The organism is Ruegeria sp. BC6, assembly GCF_056539185.1.
The window spans coordinates 114,572-139,981 of sequence record NZ_JBQFUM010000001.1 but is presented as its reverse complement, the minus strand read 5'-3'; the positions used below and the strand labels follow the sequence as shown (position 1 = coordinate 139,981).

At 60.9% G+C, this 25,410-nt stretch carries 24 protein-coding genes and 2 tRNA genes; 19 read left to right on the top strand and 7 right to left on the bottom strand.

What is annotated here, in order from left to right; genetic code table 11:
- Window positions 1-60 precede the first annotated feature (60 nt).
- From glpX to ACR0MM_RS00600, 12 genes are all read left to right on the top strand, one after another.
- Window positions 61-1,044: a class II fructose-bisphosphatase gene (glpX, locus tag ACR0MM_RS00655; protein WP_093961740.1), complete on the top strand. Its 984-nt coding sequence runs from the start codon at window positions 61-63 to the stop codon at window positions 1,042-1,044.
- Window positions 1,045-1,113: 69 nt separating this feature from the next.
- Window positions 1,114-2,856 carry a single-stranded-DNA-specific exonuclease RecJ gene (gene recJ / locus ACR0MM_RS00650; protein WP_480693855.1) on the top strand — a complete coding sequence of 581 codons (1,743 nt, stop codon included), beginning with the start codon at window positions 1,114-1,116 and terminating at the stop codon, window positions 2,854-2,856.
- Window positions 2,857-2,965: 109 nt separating this feature from the next.
- Window positions 2,966-3,040: transfer RNA gene (locus ACR0MM_RS00645), tRNA-Glu, on the top strand.
- Between the two features lie 24 nt (window positions 3,041-3,064).
- Window positions 3,065-3,139: transfer RNA gene (locus ACR0MM_RS00640), tRNA-Glu, on the top strand.
- A gap of 319 nt (window positions 3,140-3,458) precedes the next feature.
- A complete protein-coding gene (locus ACR0MM_RS00635; RefSeq protein WP_170357493.1) occupies window positions 3,459-5,198 on the top strand; it encodes an ABC transporter substrate-binding protein in 1,740 nt (579 codons plus the stop codon).
- A 93-nt stretch (window positions 5,199-5,291) separates the two neighbouring features.
- On the top strand, window positions 5,292-6,341 hold the full coding sequence (locus ACR0MM_RS00630; protein WP_480693853.1) for an ABC transporter ATP-binding protein: 1,050 nt from the start codon (window positions 5,292-5,294) through the stop codon (window positions 6,339-6,341).
- Window position 6,342: 1 nt separating this feature from the next.
- Window positions 6,343-7,419 carry an ABC transporter ATP-binding protein gene (locus tag ACR0MM_RS00625; RefSeq protein ID WP_170371487.1) on the top strand — a complete coding sequence of 359 codons (1,077 nt, stop codon included), beginning with the start codon at window positions 6,343-6,345 and terminating at the stop codon, window positions 7,417-7,419.
- Complete coding sequence (locus ACR0MM_RS00620) at window positions 7,416-8,279, top strand: carbohydrate ABC transporter permease (protein WP_005983941.1); 864 nt, start codon at window positions 7,416-7,418, stop codon at window positions 8,277-8,279. Before ACR0MM_RS00625 ends, ACR0MM_RS00620 begins: the two co-directional genes overlap by 4 nt.
- Window positions 8,276-9,073 carry a carbohydrate ABC transporter permease gene (locus ACR0MM_RS00615; RefSeq protein WP_170339760.1) on the top strand — a complete coding sequence of 266 codons (798 nt, stop codon included), beginning with the start codon at window positions 8,276-8,278 and terminating at the stop codon, window positions 9,071-9,073. The genes ACR0MM_RS00620 and ACR0MM_RS00615 overlap by 4 nt, the downstream gene beginning before the upstream one ends.
- A 146-nt stretch (window positions 9,074-9,219) precedes the next feature.
- On the top strand, window positions 9,220-9,489 hold the full coding sequence (locus ACR0MM_RS00610) for a DUF2160 domain-containing protein (RefSeq protein ID WP_370797609.1): 270 nt from the start codon (window positions 9,220-9,222) through the stop codon (window positions 9,487-9,489).
- A 68-nt stretch (window positions 9,490-9,557) separates the two neighbouring features.
- Window positions 9,558-9,953, top strand: coding sequence for a BlaI/MecI/CopY family transcriptional regulator (locus ACR0MM_RS00605; RefSeq protein WP_170339764.1), 396 nt, complete (start codon window positions 9,558-9,560; stop codon window positions 9,951-9,953).
- A complete protein-coding gene (locus ACR0MM_RS00600) occupies window positions 9,940-11,037 on the top strand; it encodes a M56 family metallopeptidase (protein WP_480693850.1) in 1,098 nt (365 codons plus the stop codon). The genes ACR0MM_RS00605 and ACR0MM_RS00600 overlap by 14 nt, the downstream gene beginning before the upstream one ends.
- Here the strand turns inward: ACR0MM_RS00600 and ACR0MM_RS00595 are convergent.
- The 6 genes from ACR0MM_RS00595 to ACR0MM_RS00570 are packed head-to-tail and all read right to left on the bottom strand — an operon-like array spanning window position 11,025 to window position 15,707.
- Window positions 11,025-12,185 (bottom strand): NnrS family protein, encoded by a 1,161-nt coding sequence (locus ACR0MM_RS00595; protein WP_480693848.1) that lies wholly within the window; start codon window positions 12,183-12,185, stop codon window positions 11,025-11,027. The two genes, ACR0MM_RS00600 and ACR0MM_RS00595, sit on opposite strands and share 13 nt — an antisense overlap.
- 9 nt (window positions 12,186-12,194) lie before the next feature.
- Window positions 12,195-13,106 carry a ubiquinone anaerobic biosynthesis protein UbiV gene (gene ubiV / locus ACR0MM_RS00590; RefSeq protein ID WP_480693846.1) on the bottom strand — a complete coding sequence of 304 codons (912 nt, stop codon included), beginning with the start codon at window positions 13,104-13,106 and terminating at the stop codon, window positions 12,195-12,197.
- A gap of 4 nt (window positions 13,107-13,110) precedes the next feature.
- The gene (ubiU, locus tag ACR0MM_RS00585; protein ID WP_170363728.1) at window positions 13,111-14,109 is read right to left on the bottom strand and encodes a ubiquinone anaerobic biosynthesis protein UbiU; all 999 of its coding nucleotides are present in this window, start codon (window positions 14,107-14,109) and stop codon (window positions 13,111-13,113) included.
- Window positions 14,106-14,642: a ubiquinone anaerobic biosynthesis accessory factor UbiT gene (ubiT, locus tag ACR0MM_RS00580; RefSeq protein WP_480693843.1), complete on the bottom strand. Its 537-nt coding sequence runs from the start codon at window positions 14,640-14,642 to the stop codon at window positions 14,106-14,108. Before ubiT ends, ubiU begins: the two co-directional genes overlap by 4 nt.
- Before the next feature lie 39 nt (window positions 14,643-14,681).
- Window positions 14,682-15,215 carry a DUF2478 domain-containing protein gene (locus tag ACR0MM_RS00575; protein ID WP_480693841.1) on the bottom strand — a complete coding sequence of 178 codons (534 nt, stop codon included), beginning with the start codon at window positions 15,213-15,215 and terminating at the stop codon, window positions 14,682-14,684.
- Between the two features lie 12 nt (window positions 15,216-15,227).
- Window positions 15,228-15,707 carry a hemerythrin domain-containing protein gene (locus ACR0MM_RS00570; protein ID WP_480693839.1) on the bottom strand — a complete coding sequence of 160 codons (480 nt, stop codon included), beginning with the start codon at window positions 15,705-15,707 and terminating at the stop codon, window positions 15,228-15,230.
- A 106-nt stretch (window positions 15,708-15,813) separates the two neighbouring features.
- On the opposite strand from ACR0MM_RS00570, the gene ACR0MM_RS00565 reads away from it, so the two are divergent.
- From ACR0MM_RS00565 to ACR0MM_RS00555, 3 genes are all read left to right on the top strand, one after another.
- Window positions 15,814-16,242 carry an RrF2 family transcriptional regulator gene (locus tag ACR0MM_RS00565; RefSeq protein WP_170339775.1) on the top strand — a complete coding sequence of 143 codons (429 nt, stop codon included), beginning with the start codon at window positions 15,814-15,816 and terminating at the stop codon, window positions 16,240-16,242.
- A gap of 254 nt (window positions 16,243-16,496) precedes the next feature.
- Window positions 16,497-17,378 carry an AraC family transcriptional regulator gene (locus ACR0MM_RS00560; RefSeq protein ID WP_480693837.1) on the top strand — a complete coding sequence of 294 codons (882 nt, stop codon included), beginning with the start codon at window positions 16,497-16,499 and terminating at the stop codon, window positions 17,376-17,378.
- 139 nt (window positions 17,379-17,517) lie between these two features.
- The gene (locus ACR0MM_RS00555) at window positions 17,518-18,495 is read left to right on the top strand and encodes an oxidoreductase (RefSeq protein WP_480693835.1); all 978 of its coding nucleotides are present in this window, start codon (window positions 17,518-17,520) and stop codon (window positions 18,493-18,495) included.
- Window positions 18,496-18,632: 137 nt separating this feature from the next.
- Here the strand turns inward: ACR0MM_RS00555 and ACR0MM_RS00550 are convergent, their stop codons facing one another.
- Window positions 18,633-19,466, bottom strand: a complete 834-nt coding sequence (locus ACR0MM_RS00550) for a DeoR/GlpR family DNA-binding transcription regulator (protein ID WP_480693833.1) — start codon at window positions 19,464-19,466, stop codon at window positions 18,633-18,635.
- 169 nt (window positions 19,467-19,635) lie between these two features.
- Here ACR0MM_RS00550 and ACR0MM_RS00545 point away from each other — a divergent pair, with 169 nt between their 5' ends.
- The 4 genes from ACR0MM_RS00545 to ACR0MM_RS00530 all read left to right on the top strand — a co-directional run bounded on the left by ACR0MM_RS00545 (window position 19,636) and on the right by ACR0MM_RS00530 (window position 25,396).
- Window positions 19,636-21,297 (top strand): Na/Pi cotransporter family protein, encoded by a 1,662-nt coding sequence (locus ACR0MM_RS00545; protein WP_480693831.1) that lies wholly within the window; start codon window positions 19,636-19,638, stop codon window positions 21,295-21,297.
- Between the two features lie 195 nt (window positions 21,298-21,492).
- Window positions 21,493-23,418, top strand: a complete 1,926-nt coding sequence (locus tag ACR0MM_RS00540; RefSeq protein ID WP_244952398.1) for a DUF3604 domain-containing protein — start codon at window positions 21,493-21,495, stop codon at window positions 23,416-23,418.
- 149 nt (window positions 23,419-23,567) lie between these two features.
- Window positions 23,568-24,398 carry a peptidyl-prolyl cis-trans isomerase gene (locus ACR0MM_RS00535; RefSeq protein ID WP_170389682.1) on the top strand — a complete coding sequence of 277 codons (831 nt, stop codon included), beginning with the start codon at window positions 23,568-23,570 and terminating at the stop codon, window positions 24,396-24,398.
- Window positions 24,395-25,396 carry a HupE/UreJ family protein gene (locus ACR0MM_RS00530; RefSeq protein WP_480693829.1) on the top strand — a complete coding sequence of 334 codons (1,002 nt, stop codon included), beginning with the start codon at window positions 24,395-24,397 and terminating at the stop codon, window positions 25,394-25,396. The genes ACR0MM_RS00535 and ACR0MM_RS00530 overlap by 4 nt, the downstream gene beginning before the upstream one ends.
- Window positions 25,397-25,410 lie beyond the last annotated feature (14 nt).

Genomic DNA, 25,410 nt, shown 5'->3' with positions numbered 1-25,410 from the left:
TGCGCCACGAGCAGGCTATGCCAGTCAGGACGTCTTCGCTTTACCAAAGGATTACATCGCATGAGCGCTGCCAAAATCGATTTCAACGACCGCCTTCTGTCCCTAGGACTTGCGCGCGTGGCTGAGCAGGCCGCTCTGGCCTCGGCCTCGCTGGTCGGACGCGGAGACGAGAAAGCCGCCGACCAGGCCGCGGTCAACGCGATGCGTGAACAGCTGAACCTGCTGGATATCGCTGGCGTGGTAGTCATCGGTGAAGGCGAACGCGACGAAGCGCCCATGCTGTATATCGGCGAAGAGGTCGGCACCGGCAACGGCCCCGGCGTGGACATCGCTCTGGACCCGCTCGAAGGTACGACGCTGACCGCAAAGGATATGCCCAACGCCTTGACCGTCATCGCGATGGGTCCACGCGGTTCGATGCTGCACGCACCGGACGTCTACATGGACAAGCTGGCGATCGGCCCCGGCTTCCCCGAGAACGTGGTGACTCTGGACATGTCGCCGCGGGAAAGGGTCGAGGCACTGGCCAAGGCCAAAGGCTGCACCCCCGAGGACATTACCGTTTGCATTTTGGAACGTCCGCGCCATGAAGCGATGATCGCCGAGGTGCGCGAAACCGGCGCTGCGATCCGCCTGATCACCGACGGTGACGTTGCAGGCGTCATGCACTGTGCCGAGTCCGAGACGACCGGCATCGACATGTACATGGGCCAGGGGGGCGCGCCCGAAGGCGTTCTGGCGGCCGCCGCGCTGAAATGCATGGGTGGCCAGATCTTTGGACGTCTGATGTTCCGCAACGATGACGAACGCGGTCGGGCGGCCAAAGCCGGCATTACCGATCTGGATCGTGTCTATGCCCGCGACGAGATGGTCACCGCCGATGTGATCTTCGCGGCGACCGGTGTCACCGGCGGGTCGCTGCTGCCGCGGATCAAGCGGGAACCGGGTTGGGTCGAGACGACGACCCTGCTGATGCGCTCGAAAACCGGATCGGTGCGGCGCATGTCCTACCGCACCCCCATTTGGCCGCATGTCGAAGGCTGAGGGGCCCCGCAGACACAACCGTTCAAGGGCCGGGTCCGACAGGATTCGGCCCTTTTCAGGAGAAGTGGATTGAGCTTTCTGGGTGTTGAACAGTCTTTGACGGGCCGCCGGTGGATTGGTCCATCGCCTGAATTGGACCGGGCCGCCGAGATGCTGGCCCAGCAAACCGACCTGCCCCGCCCCCTGTGCCAAGTGCTGGCACGGCGCGGTGTCCCGCCAATGGAGGCCGAGAGCTTTCTGTCTCCAAAACTGCGCGACCTTCTTCCCGATCCTCGCAGCCTGCGCGACATGGAGATCGCCGCAACGCGGTTCCTGAAAGCGGTGCGGGACAACCAGCGCATCGCTGTTTTCGCCGATTATGACGTCGACGGTGGAAGCTCGGCAGCCCTGTTGCTGGTTTGGCTCAGGCAGATGGGGCGGCAGGCGACCTTGTATGTGCCTGATCGTATCGACGAGGGCTATGGCCCCAACGCCCCCGCCATGAGCCAGCTTGCTGAAACGCATGATCTGATCATCTGCGTTGACTGCGGCACGCTCAGCCACGAAGCAATTGCCGCCGCCAAGGGTGCCGATGTGATCGTTCTCGATCACCACCTGGGCGCCGAAACGCTGCCGGATTGCGTGGCCGTGGTGAATCCCAACCGCCAGGATGAAAGCGGCGACCTGGCCCATCTGTGCGCTGCAACCGTTGTCTTTCTGATGCTGGTTGAGGCCGGGCGCCAACTGCGCGAGGCCAACGCCCAAGGCCCTAACCTGATGGCGATGCTGGACTTGGTCGCGCTGGCGACCGTGGCAGACGTGGCACCTCTGGTCGGGGTCAACAGGGCGCTGGTTCAGCAGGGTTTGAAAGTGATGGGGCAGCGGCAACGCCCCGGACTGGTTGCGCTGTCCGAAGTGGCGCGCATGGATTCGGCGCCCAACAGTTACCACCTGGGTTTTCTGCTTGGGCCGCGCATCAATGCCGGCGGCCGGGTTGGGCAGGCAGACCTCGGCGCGCGGCTGCTCAGCACCGACTCGGTGACCGAGGCCGAGGCCTTGTCCCGGCGCCTTGATGACCTGAATACCGAAAGGCGCGACATCGAAAATGCGGTCCGCGCCGCGGCGCTGGCGCAGGCCGAAGAACGTGGACTGGATGCGCCGCTGGTGTGGGCCGCTGGTGACGGCTGGCATCCCGGCGTCGTTGGGATCGTGGCGGCTCGCCTTAAAGAGGCGTCGAACCGTCCCGCCGTCGTGATTGGTTTCGACGGTGACGAGGGCAAAGGCTCAGGCCGTTCGGTCTCGGGTGTCGATCTTGGCGCATCAATCCACCGGCTGGCCGCCGAGGGTTTGTTGGTCAAGGGCGGCGGTCACAAGATGGCCGCAGGTCTGACCGTGATCCGCGACCAGTTGGAAACGGCAATGGAGCGGCTCTCGGAGTTGCTGGCAAAACAGGGGGCGGGCCAAGCCGGTCCGGCCGACCTCAAGCTGGATGGCGCGCTGATGCCCGGGGCGGCCTCGGTTGATCTGATCGAAAAGATCGAGCAGGCCGGCCCATTTGGCGCCGGAGCCCCTGCCCCTCGATTTGCAATGCCCGACCTGCAGGTTCGCTTTGCCAAGCGGGTCGGAGAAACCCATTTGAAGCTGTCGCTCTCCGACGGAATGGGCGGTGGGCTGGACGCGATTGCATTTGGTGCCTTTGACGGACCGATGGGCGAAAGGCTGTCAAATCACGGTGGCGCGCGGTTCCATTTTGCCGGTCGGCTCGAGGTCAATACATGGGGTGGCAGGCAAAGCGTGCAATTGCGCCTGGAAGACGCGGCCGAAGCAAATTGACCGCTGACGCCACTGCCTTTTTTGACCCGCAAAAAAGTTTCCTGGCCGTGCGTTTTTCGTCTTGCGGGTGGGGGGCGTAATCCGTAAAAGGCCCTCCACAAGCCAGCGTGGCCCGTTCGTCTATCGGTTAGGACGCCAGGTTTTCAACCTGGAAAGAGGGGTTCGATTCCCCTACGGGCTGCCACTTGTGCTTGGGCAATGCTGACGTGGCCCGTTCGTCTATCGGTTAGGACGCCAGGTTTTCAACCTGGAAAGAGGGGTTCGATTCCCCTACGGGCTGCCATTTTCACCCTCGAGAAACGCAAATCGCGCGCTACCACTGCGGCGCCTTTCTGCATCGAAATTTGCAGCTCGACCAAGCGGTGACGCTGAAAAACCCATAGTGAAGGGTCATCGGCATGCTCTTTTCGCCTAGCCGATGACGCCACGTCGAGTGGGTTAAAATCCATATATTTTCAAGGCTATAGTCGTTGAATTCGTTGGGTCGAACAGGCCAATTTCGCCATTTACTAATTTTTTAGTTTGACAGACTCGCGAAAAATCGCTGATGCTGTTCGTCATCCGGTTCGCGCCGGAGAACCATAAATTTTGGGAGGAGAAAGATGCGGAAACATCTTTTGTCCGCAGTGGCGGCGGCTGCCGTCATTGCGGGGCACGGTCCTGTTTGGGCCGACGAAGCCGCAGCACAGCGCTGGGTCGACGACGAGTTCCAACCATCCACCTTGTCGAAAGACGAGCAGATGGCGGAAATGCAGTGGTTCATCAAGGCTGCCGAACCGTATGCCGGGATGGAGATCAACGTTCTGTCCGAAGGTATCCCGACCCACTCGTATGAATCCGAAGTTCTGACGAAGGCGTTCGAGGAAATCACCGGCATCAAGGTCAACCACCAGATCCTGGGTGAAGGTGAGGTCGTTCAGGCCGTTCAGACGCAGATGCAGACCGGACGGAACCTGTATGACGGCTATGTCAACGACAGTGACTTGATCGGTACGCACTCGCGCCTGCAACTGGCCTATCCCCTGTCGGACATGATGGCGGGTGATTGGGCGGCGACAACCTCGCCGACGCTGGACCTGGATGACTTCATGGGTATCCAGTTCACCACCGGTCCCGACGGCAAGCTGTACCAGCTGCCCGACCAGCAATTCGCCAACCTGTACTGGTTCCGCAAGGACTGGTTCGATGACGAAGCCAACAAGGCCGCATTCAAGGAAAAATACGGCTATGATCTGGGCGTTCCGGTCAACTGGTCTGCCTACGAGGATATCGCCGAATTCTTCACCAATGACGTGAAGGAAGTCGACGGTGTCGCGATCTATGGCCACATGGACTACGGCAAGCGCGCGCCTGACCTTGGCTGGCGGATGACCGACGCCTGGCTGTCGATGGCCGGTGCCGGCGACAAGGGCGAGCCGAACGGTGTGCCCGTCGACGAATGGGGCATCCGCATGGAAGCGGGCACCTGTAACCCGGTCGGCGCCTCGGTGTCGCGGGGCGGTGCCGCAAACGGCCCGGCGGCCGTTTACGCGATCCGCAAATGGGACGAGTGGTTGCGGGCCTATGCGCCTCCGGGTGCGGCATCCTATGACTTCTACCAGTCGCTGCCCGCTCTGTCGCAAGGCAACGTGGCCCAGCAGATTTTCTGGTACACGGCCTTTACCGCCGACATGGTCAAGCCCAAGTCCGAAGGCAACAATACCGTCGACGACGAGGGCAACCCGCTGTGGCGGATGGCGCCCAGCCCGCATGGCCCCTATTGGGAAGAAGGCCAGAAGGTTGGCTATCAGGACGTGGGATCGTGGACTTTCCTGAAGTCCACCCCGTCGGATCGGGCACAGGCCGCGTGGCTGTACGCTCAGTTCGTGACGTCCAAGACTGTCGATGTGAAGAAGTCCCATGTGGGTCTGACCTTCATCCGCGACAGCTCGGTCAACCACGAGTCGTTCACCGAACGCGCATCCAAGCTGGGTGGCCTGGTCGAGTTCTACCGCTCGCCCGACCGCGTGGCGTGGTCGCCGACCGGCATCAACGTTCCCGACTATCCGAAGCTGGCCCAAATCTGGTGGCAGCAGATCGGTGACGTGAACTCGGGCGCCTTCACCCCGCAAGAGGCGATGGACCGTCTGGCTGAAGAGATGGACATCACCATGGCCCGCATGCAGGCCGCGGATGAAAGCGCCGGCGTCTATGGCGGCTGTGGTCCGCGCCTGAACGAACCGCAGGATCCGGCCTTTTGGCTGGAGAAGCCGGGCGCGCCGAAAGCCAAGCTGGAGAACGAGAAGCCGCAAGGCCAGACCGTCAACTACGACGAACTGGTGGCACGCTGGCAGTCCCAGTAAGCCACTACTCCCCGGGGGGCGCCGGTACCGGCGCCCCTTACCAACCAAGACCAAACAGCGTTGCCACGCGCTGCGGGATCGGAACCCACGGACATGATCGAACTACAAAACGCAACCAAGCGGGTCGGCACCGTTACCCATATCAAACCCACGTCCCTGACGCTGCAGACCGGCCATTTCAACGTGCTGCTGGGCGCGACCGGGTCGGGCAAGACCTCTCTGATCAAGATGATGGCCGGCCTGGATCCGATTGCCTCGGGCAAGGTCCTGATGGATGGGCAGGACGTGACCCGGCTGAGCACACAAAAACGCAAGATCAGCCTCGTGCACCAGTTCTTCGTGAACTACCCGCATATGACTGTATTCGACAATATCGCCTCGCCGCTGCGCGTGGCCGGAATGGCGCGATCCGAGATCGAAGGCCGCGTGGAAGAAGCCGCCGACCTGCTGCAACTGCGCCCGATGCTGCACCGTCGTCCACACGAACTGTCGGGCGGCCAACAGCAGCGCACCGCACTGGCCCGCGCCATCGCAAAGGACAGCCGCGCCGTGTTCCTGGACGAGCCGCTGGCCAATCTGGACTACAAGCTGCGCGAGGAACTGCGCGAGCAACTGCCCGAGCTGTTCGCCGGGCGCGGCGCCGTGGTGGTCTATGCCACGTCCGAACCCGAAGAGGCGCTGCTGCTGGGCGGCTACAGCGCCTTGATGGAAGACGGCCGCGTGACCCAGTTCGGCCCGACGGCGGACATCTATCGCAATCCCGAAAACCTCGCCGCCGCGCGGGTGTTCTCGGACCCGCCCATCAACGTGGCCCGTGTCACGGTCGCCGGTGCCCAAGCGCGCTTGGCGGGTGGAGGTGGATGGACTGTGTCCGGAATTGCCGATGGCGAATACATGGTCGCCGTGCGTCCGCACCGGGTCACTCCGCTCAAGGCTTCTGACGACGACGTCGAATTGACCGGTCGCGTGATCGTGACCGAGCTGTCCGGGTCCGACTCCAGCGCGCATTTCCAACATGGCGAGGACGCATGGGTGTCTCTGGCCGCAGGGGTCCACCCCTATCAGGTGGGCGAGGACCACACATTCTACATGAACCCGGCCCATTGCCGGTATTTCGGCCAAGACGGCAAAAGGGTGGCCTGACATGGCACAGATCAAGCTTGCAAACCTCAAACACAGCTACATGCCGTCGCCGCAAGGCCCGCAGGACTATGCGCTGAAGGAGATCGACGTGACCTGGCGTGATGGCGGGGCCTATGCTCTGCTGGGGCCATCGGGCTGCGGCAAGTCCACGCTGCTGAACATCATCTCGGGGCTGCTGACCCCATCCGAGGGGCAGATCCTGTTCGACGACCGCGACGTGACCGCCCTGCCCCCCGATCAGCGCAACATCGCGCAGGTGTTCCAGTTCCCGGTGATCTACGACACGATGACCGTGGGCGAAAACCTGGCCTTTCCGCTCAAGAACCGCGGCGTCGATCCCGCGACGATCAAGCGCCGCGTCGACGAGATCGCCGAGATGCTGGATGTCACCGACATGCTGAACACCCGCGCGAGCGGCCTCAGCCCGGACAACAAGCAGAAGATCTCGATGGGGCGCGGTCTGGTCCGCGACGACGTGAACGCGGTGATGTTCGACGAGCCATTGACCGTGATCGACCCGCATCTGAAATGGAAGCTGCGGTCCAAGCTGAAAGAGCTGCACCAGCGCGTCAAGGCGACGATGATCTATGTCACCCACGACCAGACCGAAGCGCTGACCTTCGCCGACGAGGTCGTGGTGATGCAGGAAGGCGAAGTGGTCCAGATCGGCACCCCGGTCGAGCTGTTCGAACGCCCGCAGCACACGTTCGTGGGCCATTTCATCGGCTCGCCCGGCATGAACGTACTGCCCTGCGAGGCCCGCGGCGACCGCGCCCTGTTCGAAGGGCACGAGGTGGCGCTGGAAGGTCCGGTCGCGGGCAGCGGCGGCCGCACCGATCTGGGCATCCGGCCCGAATATGTGGGTTTCGGCCCCGAGGGCATTCCGGCCCATGTCACCAAGGTGGCCGATATCGGCCGGCATTTTGTGGTCAGTGCCATGGTCGGCAACACCGCGTTGAAGGCGGTGACCGAACACGCGGCCCCCGAGCCCGGATCGCAAGTCTTTCTGCAATTCAAACCTGAACAGACGCGCGTCTACCGCGACGGCTGGATCGCAACCGAGGAGCGCGCCCGATGAGAACGGAAAACCAGAAAGCGTGGTTCTTTGTCCTGCCGGTGCTGGCGCTGGTGGCATTCAACGCGCTGGTGCCGATGATGACGGTGGTCAACTATTCGGTGCAGGAAACCTTTGGCAACAACCAGTTCTTCTGGGAAGGACTGGGTTGGTTCGAACAGATCCTGCGGTCTGACCGGTTCCAGGCGGCGCTGGGGCGGCAGTTCCTGTTCACCGCGCTGATCCTGATGATCGAGGTGCCGCTGGGTATCATCGTGGCTCTGTCGATGCCGCGCAAGGGCTTCTGGGTGCCGGTCTGCCTGGTGCTGATGGCCCTGCCGATGCTGATCCCGTGGAACGTGGTCGGCTCGATGTGGAACATCTTCACCCTGCCCAAGATCGGCCTGCTGGGGTATTTCCTGAACGACGTGCTGGGCATCAACTATGACATGACCCAACAGCCGCTATCAGCCTGGATCACCATCGTGGTGATGGATGTCTGGCACTGGACCTCGTTGGTGGTGCTGCTGTGCTATGCTGGTCTGGTTTCGATCCCTGACGCCTATTACCAGGCGGCCAAGATCGATGGTGCAAGCCCTTGGTCCGTGTTCCGCTATATCCAGCTGCCCAAGATGAAGACGGTTCTGACCATCGCGGTGCTGCTGCGGTTCATGGACAGTTTCAACATCTACACCGAACCCTTCGTTCTGACCGGGGGCGGCCCCGGCAACTCGACCACTCTGCTGTCGATCGACCTGGTGAAGATCGCGCTGGGACAGTTCGACCTTGGCCCCGCGGCCGCGATGAGCCTGATCTATTTCGCCATCACGCTGCTGGTTTCCTGGGTCTTCTACACCCTCATGACAAAGGATGACGCGCAATGAAGAAGCGGTCTCTCATCCCGATCCTGTATATCGCGTTCCTGATGCTGCCAATCTATTGGCTGGTGGCGATGTCCTTCAAGACCACGAACGAGATCCTGTCAGGCTTTTCCCTTTTTCCCCAGACCTTTACGCTGGAGAACTACATCACCATCTTCACCGATCCGACGTGGTATTGGGGCTATATCAACTCGATCACCTACGTGACGATCAACACGGTGCTATCGGTCTGCGTGGCCTTGCCTGCGGCCTACGCGTTCTCGCGCTATCGGTTCCTGGGCGACAAACAGTTGTTCTTCTGGCTGCTGACCAACCGCATGGCCCCGGCGGCCGTGTTCGCCCTGCCCTTCTTCCAGCTGTATTCGTCGATCCATCTGTTCGACACCTACCTGGCGGTGGCGCTGGCGCACACGCTGTTCAACGTACCGCTGGCGGTGTGGATCCTGGAAGGTTTCATGCGCGGCATCCCGAAAGAGCTGGATGAAACCGCCTATGTCGACGGCTATTCCTTCCCCCGGTTCTTCGTCACGATCTTCCTGCCCAATATCAAAGCGGGCGTGGGCGTGGCGGCGTTCTTCTGCTTCATGTTCTCGTGGGTGGAAATGCTGCTGGCCAAGACCCTGACAGCGGTCGAGGCCAAACCCATCGCCGCCGTGATGACCCGTACCGCGTCCAGCGCCGGCTACGAGCTGGGCCTGCTGGCCGCCGCCGGCACCCTGACCATCATCCCCGGCGCCATCGTCATCTGGTTTGTCCGCAACTACATCGCGCGCGGCTTCGCGATGGGACGTGTATGAGGTTCGACATGCGCAAACTCCTTCTCTCCCTCTCCCTGCTCGCCCCGTCATCGGCGCTGGCGCAAGCCAAGGCCGGCTGGGGCAATGTCGGTCAGGAAGAACCCAAGGGCTTTTCCTGGACCGACCCGCTGTGGCCCGACTTCTGGATGGCCTGGACCCCGGCAACGCTGGCGGTTTTCGTGGGCATCTTCTCGGCCATCGCCCTGATCGGCGTGCTCGAGGTGGTCAAGTTCCGTGACGGGATCGAACGCCGGGGCGTTCTGGGCCTGACCACCACGTTGGGCGACCGGCTGTTCATCACCCTGCTGGGCTCAGCCTACATCTTTCTGGCCTGGCTGGGGCTGGTCGGCCAACCGGTCTGGACCCCGCTTTTCCTGTCGATCGGCTGGGGCATTTTCGTTTTCTGGAAAGTTTAGGCTTTGCGTAACCGCGAAAGGATGCTTGTCTGGCAAGCATAACAGGCAAAATGGTGACACCGAGACCGATGCGAAAGAGAAAGACAGGAAATCTGCTGACCGAGGTCGAACTGGAGTTCATGAACGAGCTCTGGGCACTTGGCGAAGGCTCGGTGCGCGACGTGCTGGACCGGCTGCCGCCCGAGCGGAACCTGGCCTACACCTCGGGCGCGACGATCCTGCGTATCCTGGATGAAAAGGGATTTGTCCAAAGCCGCAAGAATGGCAAAACCCTGATTTACCGTCCGCTGCTTGAGAAGGACACCTATCAGGCGCGGTCGCTGCAGAACCTGTCCCGCACGTTGTTCGATGACACCCCGGCCTCGCTGGTGGCACGACTTGTCGACGACGCCGGCCTGACCGAAGCTGATCTGGAGGAAATTCGAGCACTGGTAGAGAGGAGACTGCAAAATGACAGCGGTTAAACCGGTTCTCGATGTATTTCTCGACCTGAACGTGGTGCTGGTTCTTTCAGCACTCATCTGGTTGTGCGCCCGCATGGCCGTGGCCCGAACGCGTCTGCGGCACGACTACATGACACAGCTGCGCGTGCTGAAGGTTCTTTGCGTCTGCGTCATGCTCAGCCCTGTTCTGGCCCTTGGGGTCACGGCAGCCGCCGGTTTTTTCTGGCCGGGTCAGGCCGTTTCCATCGGTGATATTGCGGTAGCGGCGTATTTGCGCGGTGAAATCGCGATGCCGGCCACACAATTCGAAGCTCTGCTGAACACGCGCGAACGTTGGGTCGACACGGTTCTGTCCGGACAAAGCGCCCTTGTGACGGCCGTGCTGGTGCTGCTGGCCCTGGCCGCCCTCCGGATGCTGGTCCGCACCGTCCGGGATGCGCTGGCGATCCGCGATACGGTGGTTTCAAGCTTCCTGTGGCGGCGTTCGGCCAACGTGGACATCCGCTTGTCCGATCGGATCACGGTTCCATTTGCCGTGCGCGGAGCGCGTCGTCGCCATGTCGTTCTGCCCAGCCATCTGTTGGACACCCCCCGTGAACTGCGATTTGCCCTGGCGCATGAATTGCAGCACGTTCGCGCCCGGGATGTCGAATGGGAGATTGCGTTTGAGGCCGTGCGACCGCTGCTGTTCTGGAACCCTGCCTACTGGGTTTTAAAATACCAGTTCAGCCGATTGCGCGAACTGGCCTGCGACCAATCCGTCGTCACCCGGCGCGGGATCGACGCGCGCGACTATACCGATTGCCTGCTGGACTATTGCGCCCGCACCGTCGCACAAGGCCGGCCACGAGTTTTGAACGTGGCGCTGGTCTCTGGTGGCAAGGCCAAACGGGTTCTGAAACAGCGCGTGATCGCGCTGGCCGATGCGCCCTCGTTCTCAGCACCGTTGCCGGCAATGTTCCTGGGTTCAGCCCTGCTGTTCGCTGTTCTCCTGGCCTTGGGTGCAGCCACGATCCGCCAGACTCAGGACTGGAGCCATGACCGGCTGATGCTGTCGACCGTCGTGAACCTTGAACGGCTCGAGGCACGCAATCAGGGCAACTGATCGGCGACGCCCGGATCTATCCTGTTGCTGGCCCGACCGCTGAACACGGGTCGCTCGAGCGGGCGGCCCAACGCTTGGACGTGCCGCCAGAGGAACACTGCCCAACATGCTCCCCAAGCCAGGGCCGCGGGCACGTCTGCAGAGGACGCCCGCAAAACCGCGGCAAGGCACAGCAAAGCATATCCAATACTATCGATCGCACTGGGGCGCAGCCGGCCGCAACGGCGCGCGACCGCACGGGCAGCTACGGCATAGATCGCGCAGCTGACCGCTCCAACCGTCAGAACGTGCAACGCATCATGGGCCGCCAGCAAATCGGGGAAGTACAGCGAAGCCGCCAACAGGGACAGACCAGCGGGCAACCACGCAAAGGCAATATGAAGCATCGCCAGCAATCCATCCTGAAGAACTGCCGTTGAATGCCAGAGCCACAGACGCCCACCTTCGCACCCGGCGCAGATCACAAGAAGGACGCCGATAAGCGGACCATCGGCGACGGAAACAAGTCCGAAAAGCACCGCAGTCAAAGCCAGAGCTGCCGCCGAAGCGTCCCCCAATGCCCTCGCGCACCGAAACTTTTGCGCGGCGGTTGGGCTTTGGTGCGTCCAATTCCATGTGAAAGCAGCGATCATGCGCCCACCGACAACCGACACCAAAAGTGCCACAAGCAAAACTGAGGAGAAGGACGGCGCAGACCCAGTTAGAAAGGCAATCTGGCAGATGAACAACAAAAGGGCGAAAAGCGCCTGCCGACCTCCGGCAACCGCGCGCGCGCGCAGTGCAGCCCAAGCGAGTCGACCGGCGAGAAAGAGCAAGAACGCCGTGCCCATTGGGACGATGAACATGGGTTCGCTTCCAAGCGCGCCGATGGCGGCCAATCGGGACATCGCCCAAAGCGCGAACAGCAACAAACTGCCGGTCGGCGTGACAATATAGCTCCCAGGCCAGCTGCGCATCGCCGTAAGCGAATAGCCCGCGAATGCCGCACCGACGAAGCCGAACAGCATTTCATGCGCATGCCAGGCGTACAGCCCCGGCAACGGCGACCAATGGGTGATGAAATCCTGCCCCAGAAACAGGCCGCTCACCCCCAGAAGGGCAGCCGCCCCCGCCGCAGGAAACATTATCCGATGAGGCGAGGACAGCATGGTTTCCGATCATGCAAGGGACGCCTGGGCTATCCTGCGGTAGCCGGCCTGACCGTGGTAGAACCCATTGCTGAACGGCGTATCCGCACAAACCTGCTGCAACCGGGCTTCGGCCGCCACGGTCGACATGCTTTGATCCAGCACCGCCCGGTAAACCTCAGCGACGGTGACCATGTCGACGGCCTGCGGCATCAATCGCAGATGGCTCACACCATCGGCAACCAGTTGGGGCAGTTCCTGCAGCAGGATCAGATACCCTTCGGATTGGGTCTGGATCCCGTTGATGCGCAGGATCGGCTGCTCATCCCTCGTACGCAGTGGCATCCCGTCGGGGTCTTCTTCGCAGACGAATTGGCAATTGTCCTTTGTCCGCCCGTGCGAGCGCGCGTGATAGCACCGCGCCGAAACGGCCAGCGACGCCCGGCCAAAGACCTGCACTTCAACCCCGAGACCCAAGTCGCGCGCCATTCGCGCCGCGACGGCGATCGAGGGCGCTGGCAACTCGGTGGGCAGGCAGACATGCGTCGCCCCCTTTGACGCCATCCAGCGGATTGTGGCCTCGTTATAGGCATTCATGAATGGGCCGATGCGATGCGGTCGCGTACCGCGTGCATACAGTCCCGCAGCGTTGTTGATTTCGATCTCGGGCGACTCCATCTCAGACAGGTCTTCGGTGGCCTTGCGCTCTCGTTTCAGCATCACTTCGGCCAAGGAGGACAAAATCACCTTTTTGCCCGCCCGTTCGAGCCTTTCGATGATGGACGGCAGGTCAGCCTCTTGGAACGGGGCGCGTTTTGAACAGATGACCTCGCCCAGATAGACCTCATCCACCGGAGACTCGTCGGCGACACGCGCATAGAAATCCCGGCGTTGGTCAGCCGACCAGTGATATGCGATCGGACCCAATGTAAGTTTCGTCATCGTTTCACCGCCATTTCTTCGTGGCAAAAGCGCCTTGCGTCTGTTTCTGACCCTCGGTCAGCGCGACGAGGTTCGCGATATCCGCATCGCGACCCGCCCGGATATCATCGACGGCGTTCCGAAATGCCGACACCACGGACCGGACATAACTCTTGGACCTTTGCCGCCCTTCGATCTTGAACGCATGCACCCCAGCATCGATCAACTCAGGCAGAAGGCGGGCCAGGTTCAGGCTGATCGGTTCCTCGAACGCATAGTACCCGTCCGGACGATGTGCGACCTGATAGCGACCTTTGCAAATCGTCGGATAACCGGCCTTCTCATCTGGCCCGAACCGATCGATGGTAAAGCCAGCCAACTTCGATGACATCGAACCATCGGCATCGCGCACGTACTCCACGTCGGACGCCGGCGAACAGACGCCATCGAGGTTCGTGGACTGCCCGGTCAGATAGTTCGTCAGGCTGCAGCGCCCTTCGACCATCAGACCGTGATTTCCGAAGATGAAGGTTTCGATCTCACAGGGGATTTCTTTTCGGATCTGCCGGATCTCGGGAATGGTCAAAATACGGGGCAGGACCACGCGTTTGACACCGAAATTCTCGCAATAGTAGCGGATCGCCTCGGGTGACGACGCTGCAGCCTGTACCGACAGGTGCAAGCGTACCTGTGGATGGGTTCGGGCGATGTAGTCGGCCACGCCCATATCAGCCACGATGAAGGCATCAACGCCGATCCGCGCACCGGTGTCGGCAGCGTGCCGCCAAAGGTCGACCTTGCCTGCCGGGGGATAAGTGTTGAGTGCCAGAAGGACTTTGGCGCCCTTGGCATGGGCATAGGCGACCGCCTCCTCCAACTCCTGCGGCGTGAAATTCAGCCCCGGAAAATTTCGGGCGTTGGTGGCGTCCTGAAAGCCGCAATAGACGGCGTCCGCCCCGGCATCGACCGCTGTGCGCAGAGCAGCGGGAGTTCCGGCGGGGCATATCAATTCGGCGAGGCTCATGAAGCGGTCGCTCCTTCTACTTCTTGGTAATTTCGGCGCAACCGGGACAGGATCGCGCGGCCAGGCGGGCCGAACATGTCCGCAGCCTCCTGAGCGATGGATCCATCCAGGTCGTCCAATGCATTGCGCAAACGGACGACGGCCTCGGTATCTCCTGTGATCTCCAAATCGCGCGAGAAAAAGGCCGCGTCGCCGTCCTGTTCCGCATCAACCAGCTCCAACAGCAGCAGGAACCGCCCTCGGATAATGGCTGTGGCGTCAGGCAGCATCGACCGCGGCACGGCGCGAAAGCTCAGGTTTTGAGGATCCGGACGCAGATGCAGCGCGAACGGCAGCTCGATCGGGTCGATCAGGAAATCGGCGCTTTGATACGGGCCCAGTCGGGCGAACAGCGCAGGATGTTCCTGCGCGACCCTACGGACCACCCGCGCGAGAATGGGCTGAACCGCCAAGCAAGCCAAACGCGAGACAACTGCCTGTCCCGGCGGTCTTGGCCTGTTCGATGTCTGTGTTGGGCTCACCATATGCTGCATGTACTGCCTCATCCGTTTGGCTGTTGTATTTGTGCGGGTTCAACCCGGTGCCGCCGTGTTTCGGCCTTGCGCGATGGAGCATCGGCACCATTCGACCACAACTTCCTCGATGGGCGGCAGGAGTTTGGCGGTTCCTCCAGCAAACTGATCGAAGGCGGCGCGATGGGTTTTGCTCACGCCGATCAGGACCGGAATATCCCGCACCAAGGCCTCGGCAATGAGGATGCGAAATCCGCGGCCCTCGGCCTCGCTGAGTCCGAACTTGTTCAGCAGAACGATATCGCAACCGTCATCTCGCAACCGAGCGGTCGCGATGCCGACCACGTCCTCGATCGCACCGGCGTCCATGCGACACGCGCCTGAGCCCGAACCCAGATCCTGCGTGATCCGGATATTGGGGCCATGCGGCAGCAGTCCAAGCGTTGTCTCACAAAACTGGGCGCCAGTATCCGGAATGTTCACACGCAACGCTCCGAGCAAGCACAGACCTTCTTCCTGCAATCGCGCGGCCACTGTCGCCAGCAAATGATCCGTTCCGCCTGCCTCACTTGCGTCGACACCTGCAAGAAGCATGATTGATCCCCTCTACCGTTCGAACCGTGGAAACAGGACCTGGTTTTCAAGCATCATGTGCCGGTCAAGATCCGCCAAAAGGTTCCGCAGCCCATCGTAAAGCCGTCGCCAAGACCCGCAGGCATGTGCGGGCGGTGTCAGGTCATGGGTGATATGCCGGATCAGAGCGATACTCTCGGCGTGGCCATCGTGATCGGCGCGCATAACCCGGATCGGGTTTTCGATACCTTCCATGCCGCCCATGCGCATGGCGGGAAACAGGACGATCTCCTCTTTTGCCATGTGCGTTTCCATTTCGGCCGCCAGTTCGGCCAGGGCGCGGACCAACCCTCGGGGGGCTTGGGGGTCGTCTCGGTGAACCAAGGTCACGCGTTCAGCAAGATGTTGAAGCTGTTCAAGCTCGGTCCGGTGTGTTTCGTGATACCGTGTGAGGATGTGATCAATCAGAGCGTCTGTCTCAAGATCAGCTTCGTGCATATCGAAGTTCGTCATGGTCCGTGCTTTCAGGGTTCACGACCCGAGCATCTCGAATCGGAATTTGATTTGCGCATTCTGTTTTGCTAATACGCATAGAAAATACCGATTGGAAAACGCGACCATGCGCCTCACCTCATTCACTGACTATGGTCTCCGCATTCTGATGCGGCTGGCTGGCAGCCCGGACCGCCCGTTTTCAACCGGCGAACTGGCGGATGAATTCAAGGTGTCACGCGCCCATCTCGCCAAGGTCATTTCGGCGCTGGCCAATGCCGGATACCTCAAAACGCGGCGGGGCGGTGGCGGCGGGGCTGTCCTGTCTCGCCCGGCGTCGGACATCCGCTTGGGCGACGTAGTGCGCACTCTGGAGACTGGGCAACCAATCGTTGAGTGTTTCTCGGCCGATGGCAGTGCGTGCACTCTGACTCCAAGCTGCCTTTTGAAGGATCGACTGAAGCAAGCCGAGCAAGCGTTTTTTGACGACCTGAACCGGGCAACACTGGCTGATTGCATCTATCGTCCACCGTGGGAGATTTCGGCGGCGGAATAGCAGCCGGTCTGCCCCTTCGGACAATTCGCCTGGGTTCTCTCAGAACCAATCAGGCTGCGAACACTGTTACCTTTGTGCTTAGACCGGTCAGATCAGTTGGCCCCAATCACGTCAGCGACGGTCAACCGCACGACTCTGGAAAATCAATCAGCTGTTTCTCCGGCGGACTTGCCTGATCCTCCGAATGTCAGACCGAAACTCTTGTGCGGAAAAATGCAGGTTGTAGTCTTTGCAGACTGGCCGGAGAGATCCCATTGGAACTGCAGAGACTCCTTGACGACGCCAAGGCACTGATTACCGAGGCCCAGCTGGATGACGGCTTCTGGCCCTGTGGTGTGCGGGACATGGTATTGGCGCAGACGCGCCAATCCAAACGACCGTCATGCTCGGTCGTTGAGCCCATGATCGGGCTGGTGCTTCAGGGCAGCAAGTCGGTGCAGTACGGAACCGAGCATGTCCGCTATGACGCTGGGGACGTCATTGTCGTGGGAAGCGCCCTGCCGATGGTCTCGGGCCTTGTAGATGCGTCGCCCGAAAACCCCTACATCGCCCTGTATCTCGGCATCGACATGCGCGTATTGCGGGGCGTCTACACCGACATGGGCGGCACCTCGCTGGACGATGCGGGTCCGGCCTTGGAAAGCGGTCAGGCCGACGCGGAAGTCATTGATTCATTTGCACGTCTTTTCCGTTTGCGCCGAGATCCGATCGCAGAGCAAACGCTGGGGGCCGCCGCCGTCCGCGAGGTTTATTTCCGGGTTCTGCGCAGCGACAAAGGGCGCGCGCTGCGCCGTATCATCCGCGCGGACAGCAAGGCCAACCAGGTTGCCAAGGCAATCGCGTACATCCGCAAAGAGTACCGCTCGACGATCAAAGCCTCGGACCTCGCTGCGATCTCGGGCATGAGCGCGTCGGTCTTCTATGACGCATTCAAACGGGTCACGGCCAACAGCCCGCTGCAGTTCCAGAAAGACCTGCGCCTGACCGAGGCCTTCCAACTGCTTCAGCAGACGGGAACGCCTGTATCGAGTGTTGCACACGCGGTTGGGTATGAAAGCCCGGCCCAATTCAGCCGAGAGTTCGCCAAGAAATTTGGCGTTCCGCCCCGAGAACTGACACGTGATCACGTAACCTGAGCTGCACGCTTTGCTCTTGGGATTCGGAGAATCAGGCAAGAGTTGAGGAGGAAGATCTGTGTTCCACCCGAGGCGGACAGGTTAGGTTCATCCATGATGCAACCGGGCGATGTTGACCCCGAAATCGCAAGGATACCTGATGGCAGTCTCCGACCAAGTTCCTACAAATTCCGGATTTCACGCTAAAAGCACGGCGGCCGAAGTGCTGGCCGATATTGACCTGACCGGAAAGACCGCAATCGTAACCGGTGGCTACAGCGGCATTGGCCTCGAAACCGTCCGCGCCCTTGCCGACAAGGGGGCCGCGGTGATCGTTCCCGTACGGTCGGAAGCCAAAGCGCAAGAGAGCCTGGCGAGCGTGGGTGGCAACGTCAGAACCGCACCGATGGACCTGGCGGATCTGGGATCAGTCCGACGGTTTGCCGAGACGGTATCCAGCGACCTGCAAAACCTGGATCTGCTGATCAACAACGCCGGGATCATGGCGTGCCCCGAGGCCCGTGTTGGACCCGGTTGGGAATCCCAATTCGGTATCTGCCATATGGGCCACTTTGCCCTGACCAAGTTGCTGCTGCCGCTTTTGGAGCAAACGCCGGGCGCGCGGGTCGTTGCTCTTTCCTCGACCGCACACAAGATTTGCGACGTGCATTGGGATGATATCCAGTTCGAAAAGACGGACTACGACAAATGGCAGGCCTATGGCCAAGCAAAGACCGCAAATGCGTTGTTTGCCAACGCCCTGTCGCGCCGTTTGGCAGAGACCGGCGGGTCGGCGTTTTCGGTACATCCCGGTGGGATCTTCACTCCTCTGCAACGGCACCTGCCGAAGGAAGAGATGATCGCACTGGGTTGGCTGAACGAGGATGGCGAACCGTCCAAATTGGCCAAGGAGGGTTTCAAGACGCCCGAACAGGGCGCGTCAACAACGGTTTGGGCGGCGACTTCGCCAAAGCTGGCTGGCAAACCCGGGGTCTATTGCGAGGACGCTGACATTGCTGCCCCGACCGACCCCAACAGCCCGACGGCCCGATACTTCGGGGTCAACGCACATGCCTGCGATGACGCATCGGCTGAAAAGCTGTGGGACATAAGCGAACGGCTACTGCAAGAGGCCTGATACCCACGCAATCCGGTCGGGATGATCCCGGCCGGACTAAGCTTCTTAGGGATAAGGCAGCGCCAAGGTTCTAGACCGCAGTCGCGCCCCGTAGCCCTCTGCGCTGCCGGTCCCGGCCCGGGCTGGACCTCAACGGTTCAGGCCAAAGCCTGCTCGGGCGCAGGATCGGCGATCAACAGTTCGACATCTGCCACGCCCAGCGCCACGGCCAACTGGCTTGGCGGGACCGTGTCGACGATCAACGTGTCCAAATCCGACAGTTCACACACTTTGTGCAACTGCTTCTGATTGAACTTCTGGGCATCCAGCAGAAGATGACGTTCCGCAGAACGGCCCAGCATCGCGCGTTTGACGGCGGCGATATCACCGATCGGCTCGCTGGGACCATCCTCGGACAATCCCGACGCGCCGATCATGCAGCGATCGACGTTGAACCGGCCCAGAAACTCCAGCGTTTCATAGCCGACGACGGCAGCCTCGGCGGCAAGATAAGCACCGGGGCAAACAATCACCTCGGCCGCGCTGCCGCCCAGTGTCACGGCCACCGGAATCGAATTCGTGATGACCGTGCACCGTATGTCGCGAAATGCCAATGAGCGCGCCAGCTGAGCGGTTGTCGAGCCCGAGTCGATCATGACCGTCTCACCTTCACGCACAAGGCCAGCGGCGGCGCTTCCTATCCGCTCGCGTTCGGCAACCCGGGCCGCATTGCGCTCGTCCAGGCTGAGATAATGCCCTTGCACCGGCGCCGACGCGCCACCGTGCGCACGCGCAATCAGGCCGTCTTCGGCCAGCGCGTCAAAATCCCTGCGGACGGTCTCGGTGGACACGTCGAAACTGCGGGCCAGATCACTGATGCGCACATGCGGGCGCAGCTTGAGCTCAAGCAGGATACGTTGGCGACGATCGGACTTTTTCAGCCGATCCCGCCCTTTCTTGCTGTGTTTCTGACGTGTTTTGACCTTTGACATCGCATTGACCCGGCTAGACGATAATCAACTTTTGTGGCGTTTACCTCATTTTTGCAAATATTTTGTTGCATTACCCTCAAACTGGTGATGAAAATCGTCGGACTCACCCCATTGTGGAAGGCAAAATGTTGGCCATGCAACGGCGCAGCGCAAACAAGGTATTGAACGCATGATCGTGCTGGCCACCCATCTGGCGGCCGGCGTCGCCCTGCTTTTGTGGTCTGTCCGGTTGATCCGGACCGGAGTGGAACGAGCGTTCCTGCCCGAGTTGAAACGCGGCCTGAAAATCCTGTCTGAAAACCGAATCTCCGCTGCATTGGGTGGCGGTATGGCAGCGATGCTTATGCAAAGCTCGACTGCAGTTGCATTGATCGGAGCCGGATTCGCGGTATCGGGCATGCTGGCCCCACCCTCGGCCCTTGCGCTGCTGCTGGGGGCAGAGGTGGGATCCGCCCTGATGGCAAAGGTGCTGACCCTGCCCGTCCAGGCGGTGATGCCATTCGCATTGCTGGTCGGCGTCGTGGTGTTTTTGAAAGCCGGTCGACGGCGGACGAAACAAATCGGGCGCATCACCATCGGTTTTGCCCTGGTGCTGTTGTCGCTTGGAATGATCCGCGAAGCCACAGTGCCAATCGGGGCCAGCCCAATCGTTCAAAGCATTGCCGCATATTTTCAAAGTGACTTGATCAGCGCCTATGTGGTCGGCGCAATTCTGGCGTGGCTCATGCATTCCAGCCTTGCCGCGGTGCTGACCTTTGCCACATTCGCGGCGTCAGCACTGGTTGGTGGCACGGTGGCCGCCGCACTGGTCATCGGTGCCAATCTCGGTGGCGCCGTGATCTCATTCGCCCTGCTCTGGTCGCAGGAGCGCCCGGCCAAGTTGATCGTCCTTGCCAACCTGGTGGCTCGGGCCTGTGTCACTTTGGTGGCGCTGGCCCTACTGCTGACCGGCGTACTGAACATATCCGCGTTCGGCACAGCGCCCGGTCAACAGGTGGTGATGCTGCACATTGCGATGAATGTCGCCCTTCTGGTCGTTGCGCTGCCGTTCACCAACCTGCTGATCCGGTTGGCCGACACGTTCGTTCCCCGCCACTCCAGCATCACCGCCGACAACGTGACGGCATTGGACCCCAGCGCACTGGACCACGTGCCTCTGGCGCTGGCCTGCGCACAGCGCGAACTGCTGCGCATGGCTGAAACGGTTCAGGCGATGCTGGTGCCGACCATTCACCTGTTCCGGAACTGGGACCCCGAACTTGCCCGCACCATCGAATTGCGGGAAAACGATGTCGACCGCATGCATTTTGATATCAAAATCTACGTCTCGCGCCTGCGGGAAGGCGATCTGACACCTCAGCAGGAGAAAAAGACACTCGAGCTGGTGTCGATGGCCAACAACCTTGAAGAGGCCGCCGACCGGATCGCGGTCAACCTTGTGGCCCTGGCGAAGAAAATGGCTGACGAGGGCATCACATTTTCCAAGGAAGGTCTGACCGACATTGAACAATTCCACGATCAGATCACAACGAACGGCCAGTTGGCTCTGAGCATTCTGACCACCGGCGACGCTGAGGCGGCCCGCCAATTGGTGGCCGAAAAGGATCGCATCCGGATCGAAGAACAATACCTGCAGGAGCGCCACCTGAAGCGCCTGCAAAGTCGGGGTCCGGCCAGTATCGAGACAACCAATATCCACCAGGAGACACTGCGCCTATTGAAGCAAATCAACGCGGCGCTGGCCTTTGTCGCCTACCCGATCGCCGAAGAGACGGGAGATCTTCTGGAAAGCCGCCTGGCCAAACCGCGCATAATCTCGGACGCACCTTAGTCACGGCAATCTTCGGATTGTACTTTTAAAGACCGGCAGCCAAGGCTCCCGCCCTTCCGTGAGTGCAAGGCTTTTCTGGCTTCCTGAACCCGGCAGAATTGACAGTCGGCCCCACTCGCATGCTATCGTCATATCAGAATGTTATGACATAAAACCGTTTCTTTGAATTCGAAGCTGTTGAATTGGGAGGTTCTCATGCTGCGACTCTACGTCTGTTCAATGCTGCTGACACTCGGCCCGGCAGGCGTTCTCGCCGACGCTGTGCCGACCAAAGAAGCCGCAGAGGGTACCTTTGCCGAGCGTCCGTTCTCGCCCTATGCCAACCGGACATTCCCGGAGCGCCCTCTTTGGGGGGACACGCACCTGCACACAGGGTTGTCACTGGACGCCGGAACGTTCGGGAACACGCTGCTGCCGGATGACGCCTGGCGATTTGCGAAAGGCCAACAGGTCATCTCGTCGACCGGACAGCCGGTTCGGCTTGCGCGCCCACTGGATTGGATGGTTCTTACGGATCATACCGACCTGATGGGGTTTGCCCCGGACCTGCAGGCCGGAAAGCCGGGGGTCTTGGCACATCCCAAGGGTCTGGAATGGTACGAAGGATACTCTGCGGGCGGAGACGAAGCTGCCAAAGCGGCGTTCGACATCATTTCCAATTTCTCGCAGATGACCCTTCCGGAAGACCTGCTTGAATCATACAGCCCCGGAGCGGACGCCTTTGCGTTTACCTGGGAACATATCGTGATGGCCGCAGAACGGCACAACGACCCGGGCAATTTCACAGCGTTCATCGGTTTCGAATGGACCTCGGTGCCCAAGGGATTCAACCTGCATCGAAACGTCATGCTGCGCGATGGCCCGATCCGTGCGTTGCAGATGGTGCCGCCGGTCACGCAGCCGCCCTATGGGAACACGGATCCGAAGGCACTTTACGAGTGGCTCGAGGAGTACCAGGCCAAGACCGGAGGCCGTGCCGTTGCTTTCGCGCATAACGGCAATCTGTCGAACGGCTGGATGTTCCCGACCGAAGACACCTATCACGGCGGCAAGGTGGATGAGGAATACGTACAGAACCGCGCCAAGTGGGAACCGCATTACGAGGTCACCCAGATCAAGGGTGACGGCGAAGCCCATCCTTATCTCAGCCCCGACGACCCATTTGCCGACTATGAAAACTGGGATGTCGGGAACCTCGATATCTCCGAGCTGAAAACCGATGACATGCTGGCCGGCGAATACGCGCGCGAGGCGCTGAAGCGCGGGCTGATGCTTGAAGAGAAATTTGGCGTGAACCCCTACAAGTTCGGGATGGGCGGCGCGACGGACAGCCATACGTCGCTGGCAACGGCCGAGGAAGACAACTATTTCGGCAAATCCGTAAGCGCTGAGCCGTCGGCTACGCGCGTTCTGCACCCGTTTGTCGAAAGCGATCTGGGCGCCTTTGAGGGGCATACGCTGGTCGCATCGGGCTATACCGCAGTCTGGGCGTCCGAGAATACGCGCTCGGCCATTTTCGACGCGTTCAAGCGACGCGAGACATACGCCACGACCGGGCCTCGCATCGGGCTTCGTTTCTTCGGCGGATGGGATTTCGATGAGTCCGACCTGCTGACGCGTCTGGTGGCCGATGTGGGATACACCAAAGGGGTGCCGATGGGCGGTGACCTGCGTCCGCCCGAGGGCGAAGGCGCACCGACTTTCCTGATCGGCGCGCTGCGTGACCCCGTCGGTGCGAACCTAGATCGAGTTCAGGTCGTCAAGGGCTGGTTGGATGCAGACGGCGCGCTTCAGGAAAAGGTCTACAACGTGGCCTGGTCCGACGATCGTGCGCTGGATGCCAATGGCAACCTTCCCGAAGTCGGCAATACCGTCGATCTGGATACCGCCAGCTGGAGCAACTCGATCGGCGCATCGGAATTGGTGACCGTTTGGACGGATCCCGACTTCGATCCCAACGCGCGGGCATTCTACTACGTGCGGGTTCTGGAAATCCCGACCCCGCGCTGGGTGCTGTACGACAAGCTTCGTTTTGGAATCGATCTGCCGGCCGAGGCCCAGTTGATCCATCAGGAACGTGCGTATTCGTCACCGATCTGGTACACGCCTGCCAGCGAATGAACCAAGACCGAAACCGGGGGCGCGGGATCGCGCCCTTGGGCCGGGGTCGTTGCTGCAACATCTTCACCCAAGTTGAAATCGGCGATTTGACATGACGGGCCGTTGGGATCAACGATCGGGTATCGAATTGCCAGCAGGTCAGATCTTTCATGCGCTTTTACAAAGAACCGCTGTTCCATTTCATTCTGATCGGGCTGGCCATTTTCGGCTGGTTCTATCTTGTATCCGACGAGGCCGAGCCCCCGGAAGAGGCCGAAACGATCACAATTGACAGCGACGACATCGCGCTTTTGAGAACACGGTTCGAGGCCAGCTGGAAACGCCAACCCACCGACGCCGAGTTGCAGGCGCTGATCGATTCCTGGACCCGCGAAGAAATTCTTGTGCGCGAGGCCCGAAAGCTGGGCTTGGACCGTGGTGATCAGGTGATCCGGGCTCGCCTTGCCCGAAAAATGGAGTTTCTGACTACCGCAATTGCGTCCTCGGTCGCCCCCGAGGAGGCTGTTTTAGAAGAGCATCTGGCCCAGAACGCAGACCGCTTCACGACCCCTACCCTGATCGCGTTTGATCAGATCTATCTGGGTGATGCCCCAGACCCGGACGTCGTCGACGATACTCTGCAGGCGCTGAACGGTGGCGCGGATTGGTCCAGCCTTGGCGTTTCGTCCTTGCTGGCGCGGTCGATGCCACTGACAGCCGCGGGTGCAATCGACACAACCTTTGGTCGCGGGTTTGCGTCACAGCTTGACGGGAGCGAGCCGATGATTTGGATCGGTCCGATCAACTCGGGATACGGGCAACATCTTGTCCGCGTGACCGAAGCAAAGCCCGGTTATCTTCCGCCGCTCGCCGAGATCTACGACTCCGTTCTGAACGATTGGCGCAGGGCGACGGCTCAGGACCTGGCGCAGGCTCAATACGAAAGCCTCGCCGCCCAGTACCGTGTCGAGACACCCGAATCCGCAGAGGGCGGCTCGTGAAGACGGTCTTCTTTGTTCTGCTGGCTTTCTGGCTGGGCATAGTTCCGCAATTCGGCCGAGCACACGCGCTTGACCCCGGCTACCTGGACCTGAATGAACTGGCGCCGGGCACCTGGAGAATCCTTTGGCGTATTCCCGACGTGAACGGACAACCCATGGAGATCGATGCGGTTCTGCCCGACCATTGCGCGCCGGCAAATGGCCCGGAGCCAACAGCGGAAAACCAGGCTTGGGTGTCTTCTTGGATCGCAGAATGTGAGGCCGAAATCGCGGGCCATGTTGTGGCCATAGACGGGTTGGAGCGTCAGCAGAACGATGTCTTGCTGCGCGTTCGACCGCTGAGCGCTGAACCCGTGACGCTCAGATTTACACCGGATAAGGCCGAATTGACGGTTCCGGCGGAGCCTACGATCCGGTCGGTTTTTGGCAGCTACTTCCTGCTTGGGTTCGAACACATTTTGGGCGGCTGGGACCACCTGTTGTTTGTCTTTGCGCTTTTTGTTCTGGTGCGGAACCCATGGCGGTTGGTCGGTGCGATCACCGCGTTCACAGTCGCGCATTCGCTGACGCTGGCGATGGCAACGCTTGGGTTTCTCAACGTGCCCGCTGGCCCCGTCGAAGCCGTCATTGCCCTGTCCATCGTATTCCTTGCTCTGGAAATCCTGAGGCACAAAGAGGGCGAGCTGCGGTTATCCGAGCAATACCCGTGGATCGTCTGCTTCAGTTTCGGCCTGCTGCATGGGCTTGGCTTTGCCGGTGCTCTGGCTGAAATCGGCCTGCCCTCGCAAGAGATCCCTGCAGCGCTGCTGGCTTTCAACATCGGTGTCGAGGCCGGCCAGCTTGCCTTTATCGCGGTCCTCGCGCTTGTGATTGCGATGTGGCGCCTTATCGCGCCACGGAACGCCGGTTGGGTGACCCACTTGGCCACCCCCGTAACAGGCTATGCCATCGGGTGCATATCGCTCTATTGGCTGATCGAGCGGGTCAACGGGTTCTGAGCGCCCAAGCGGTC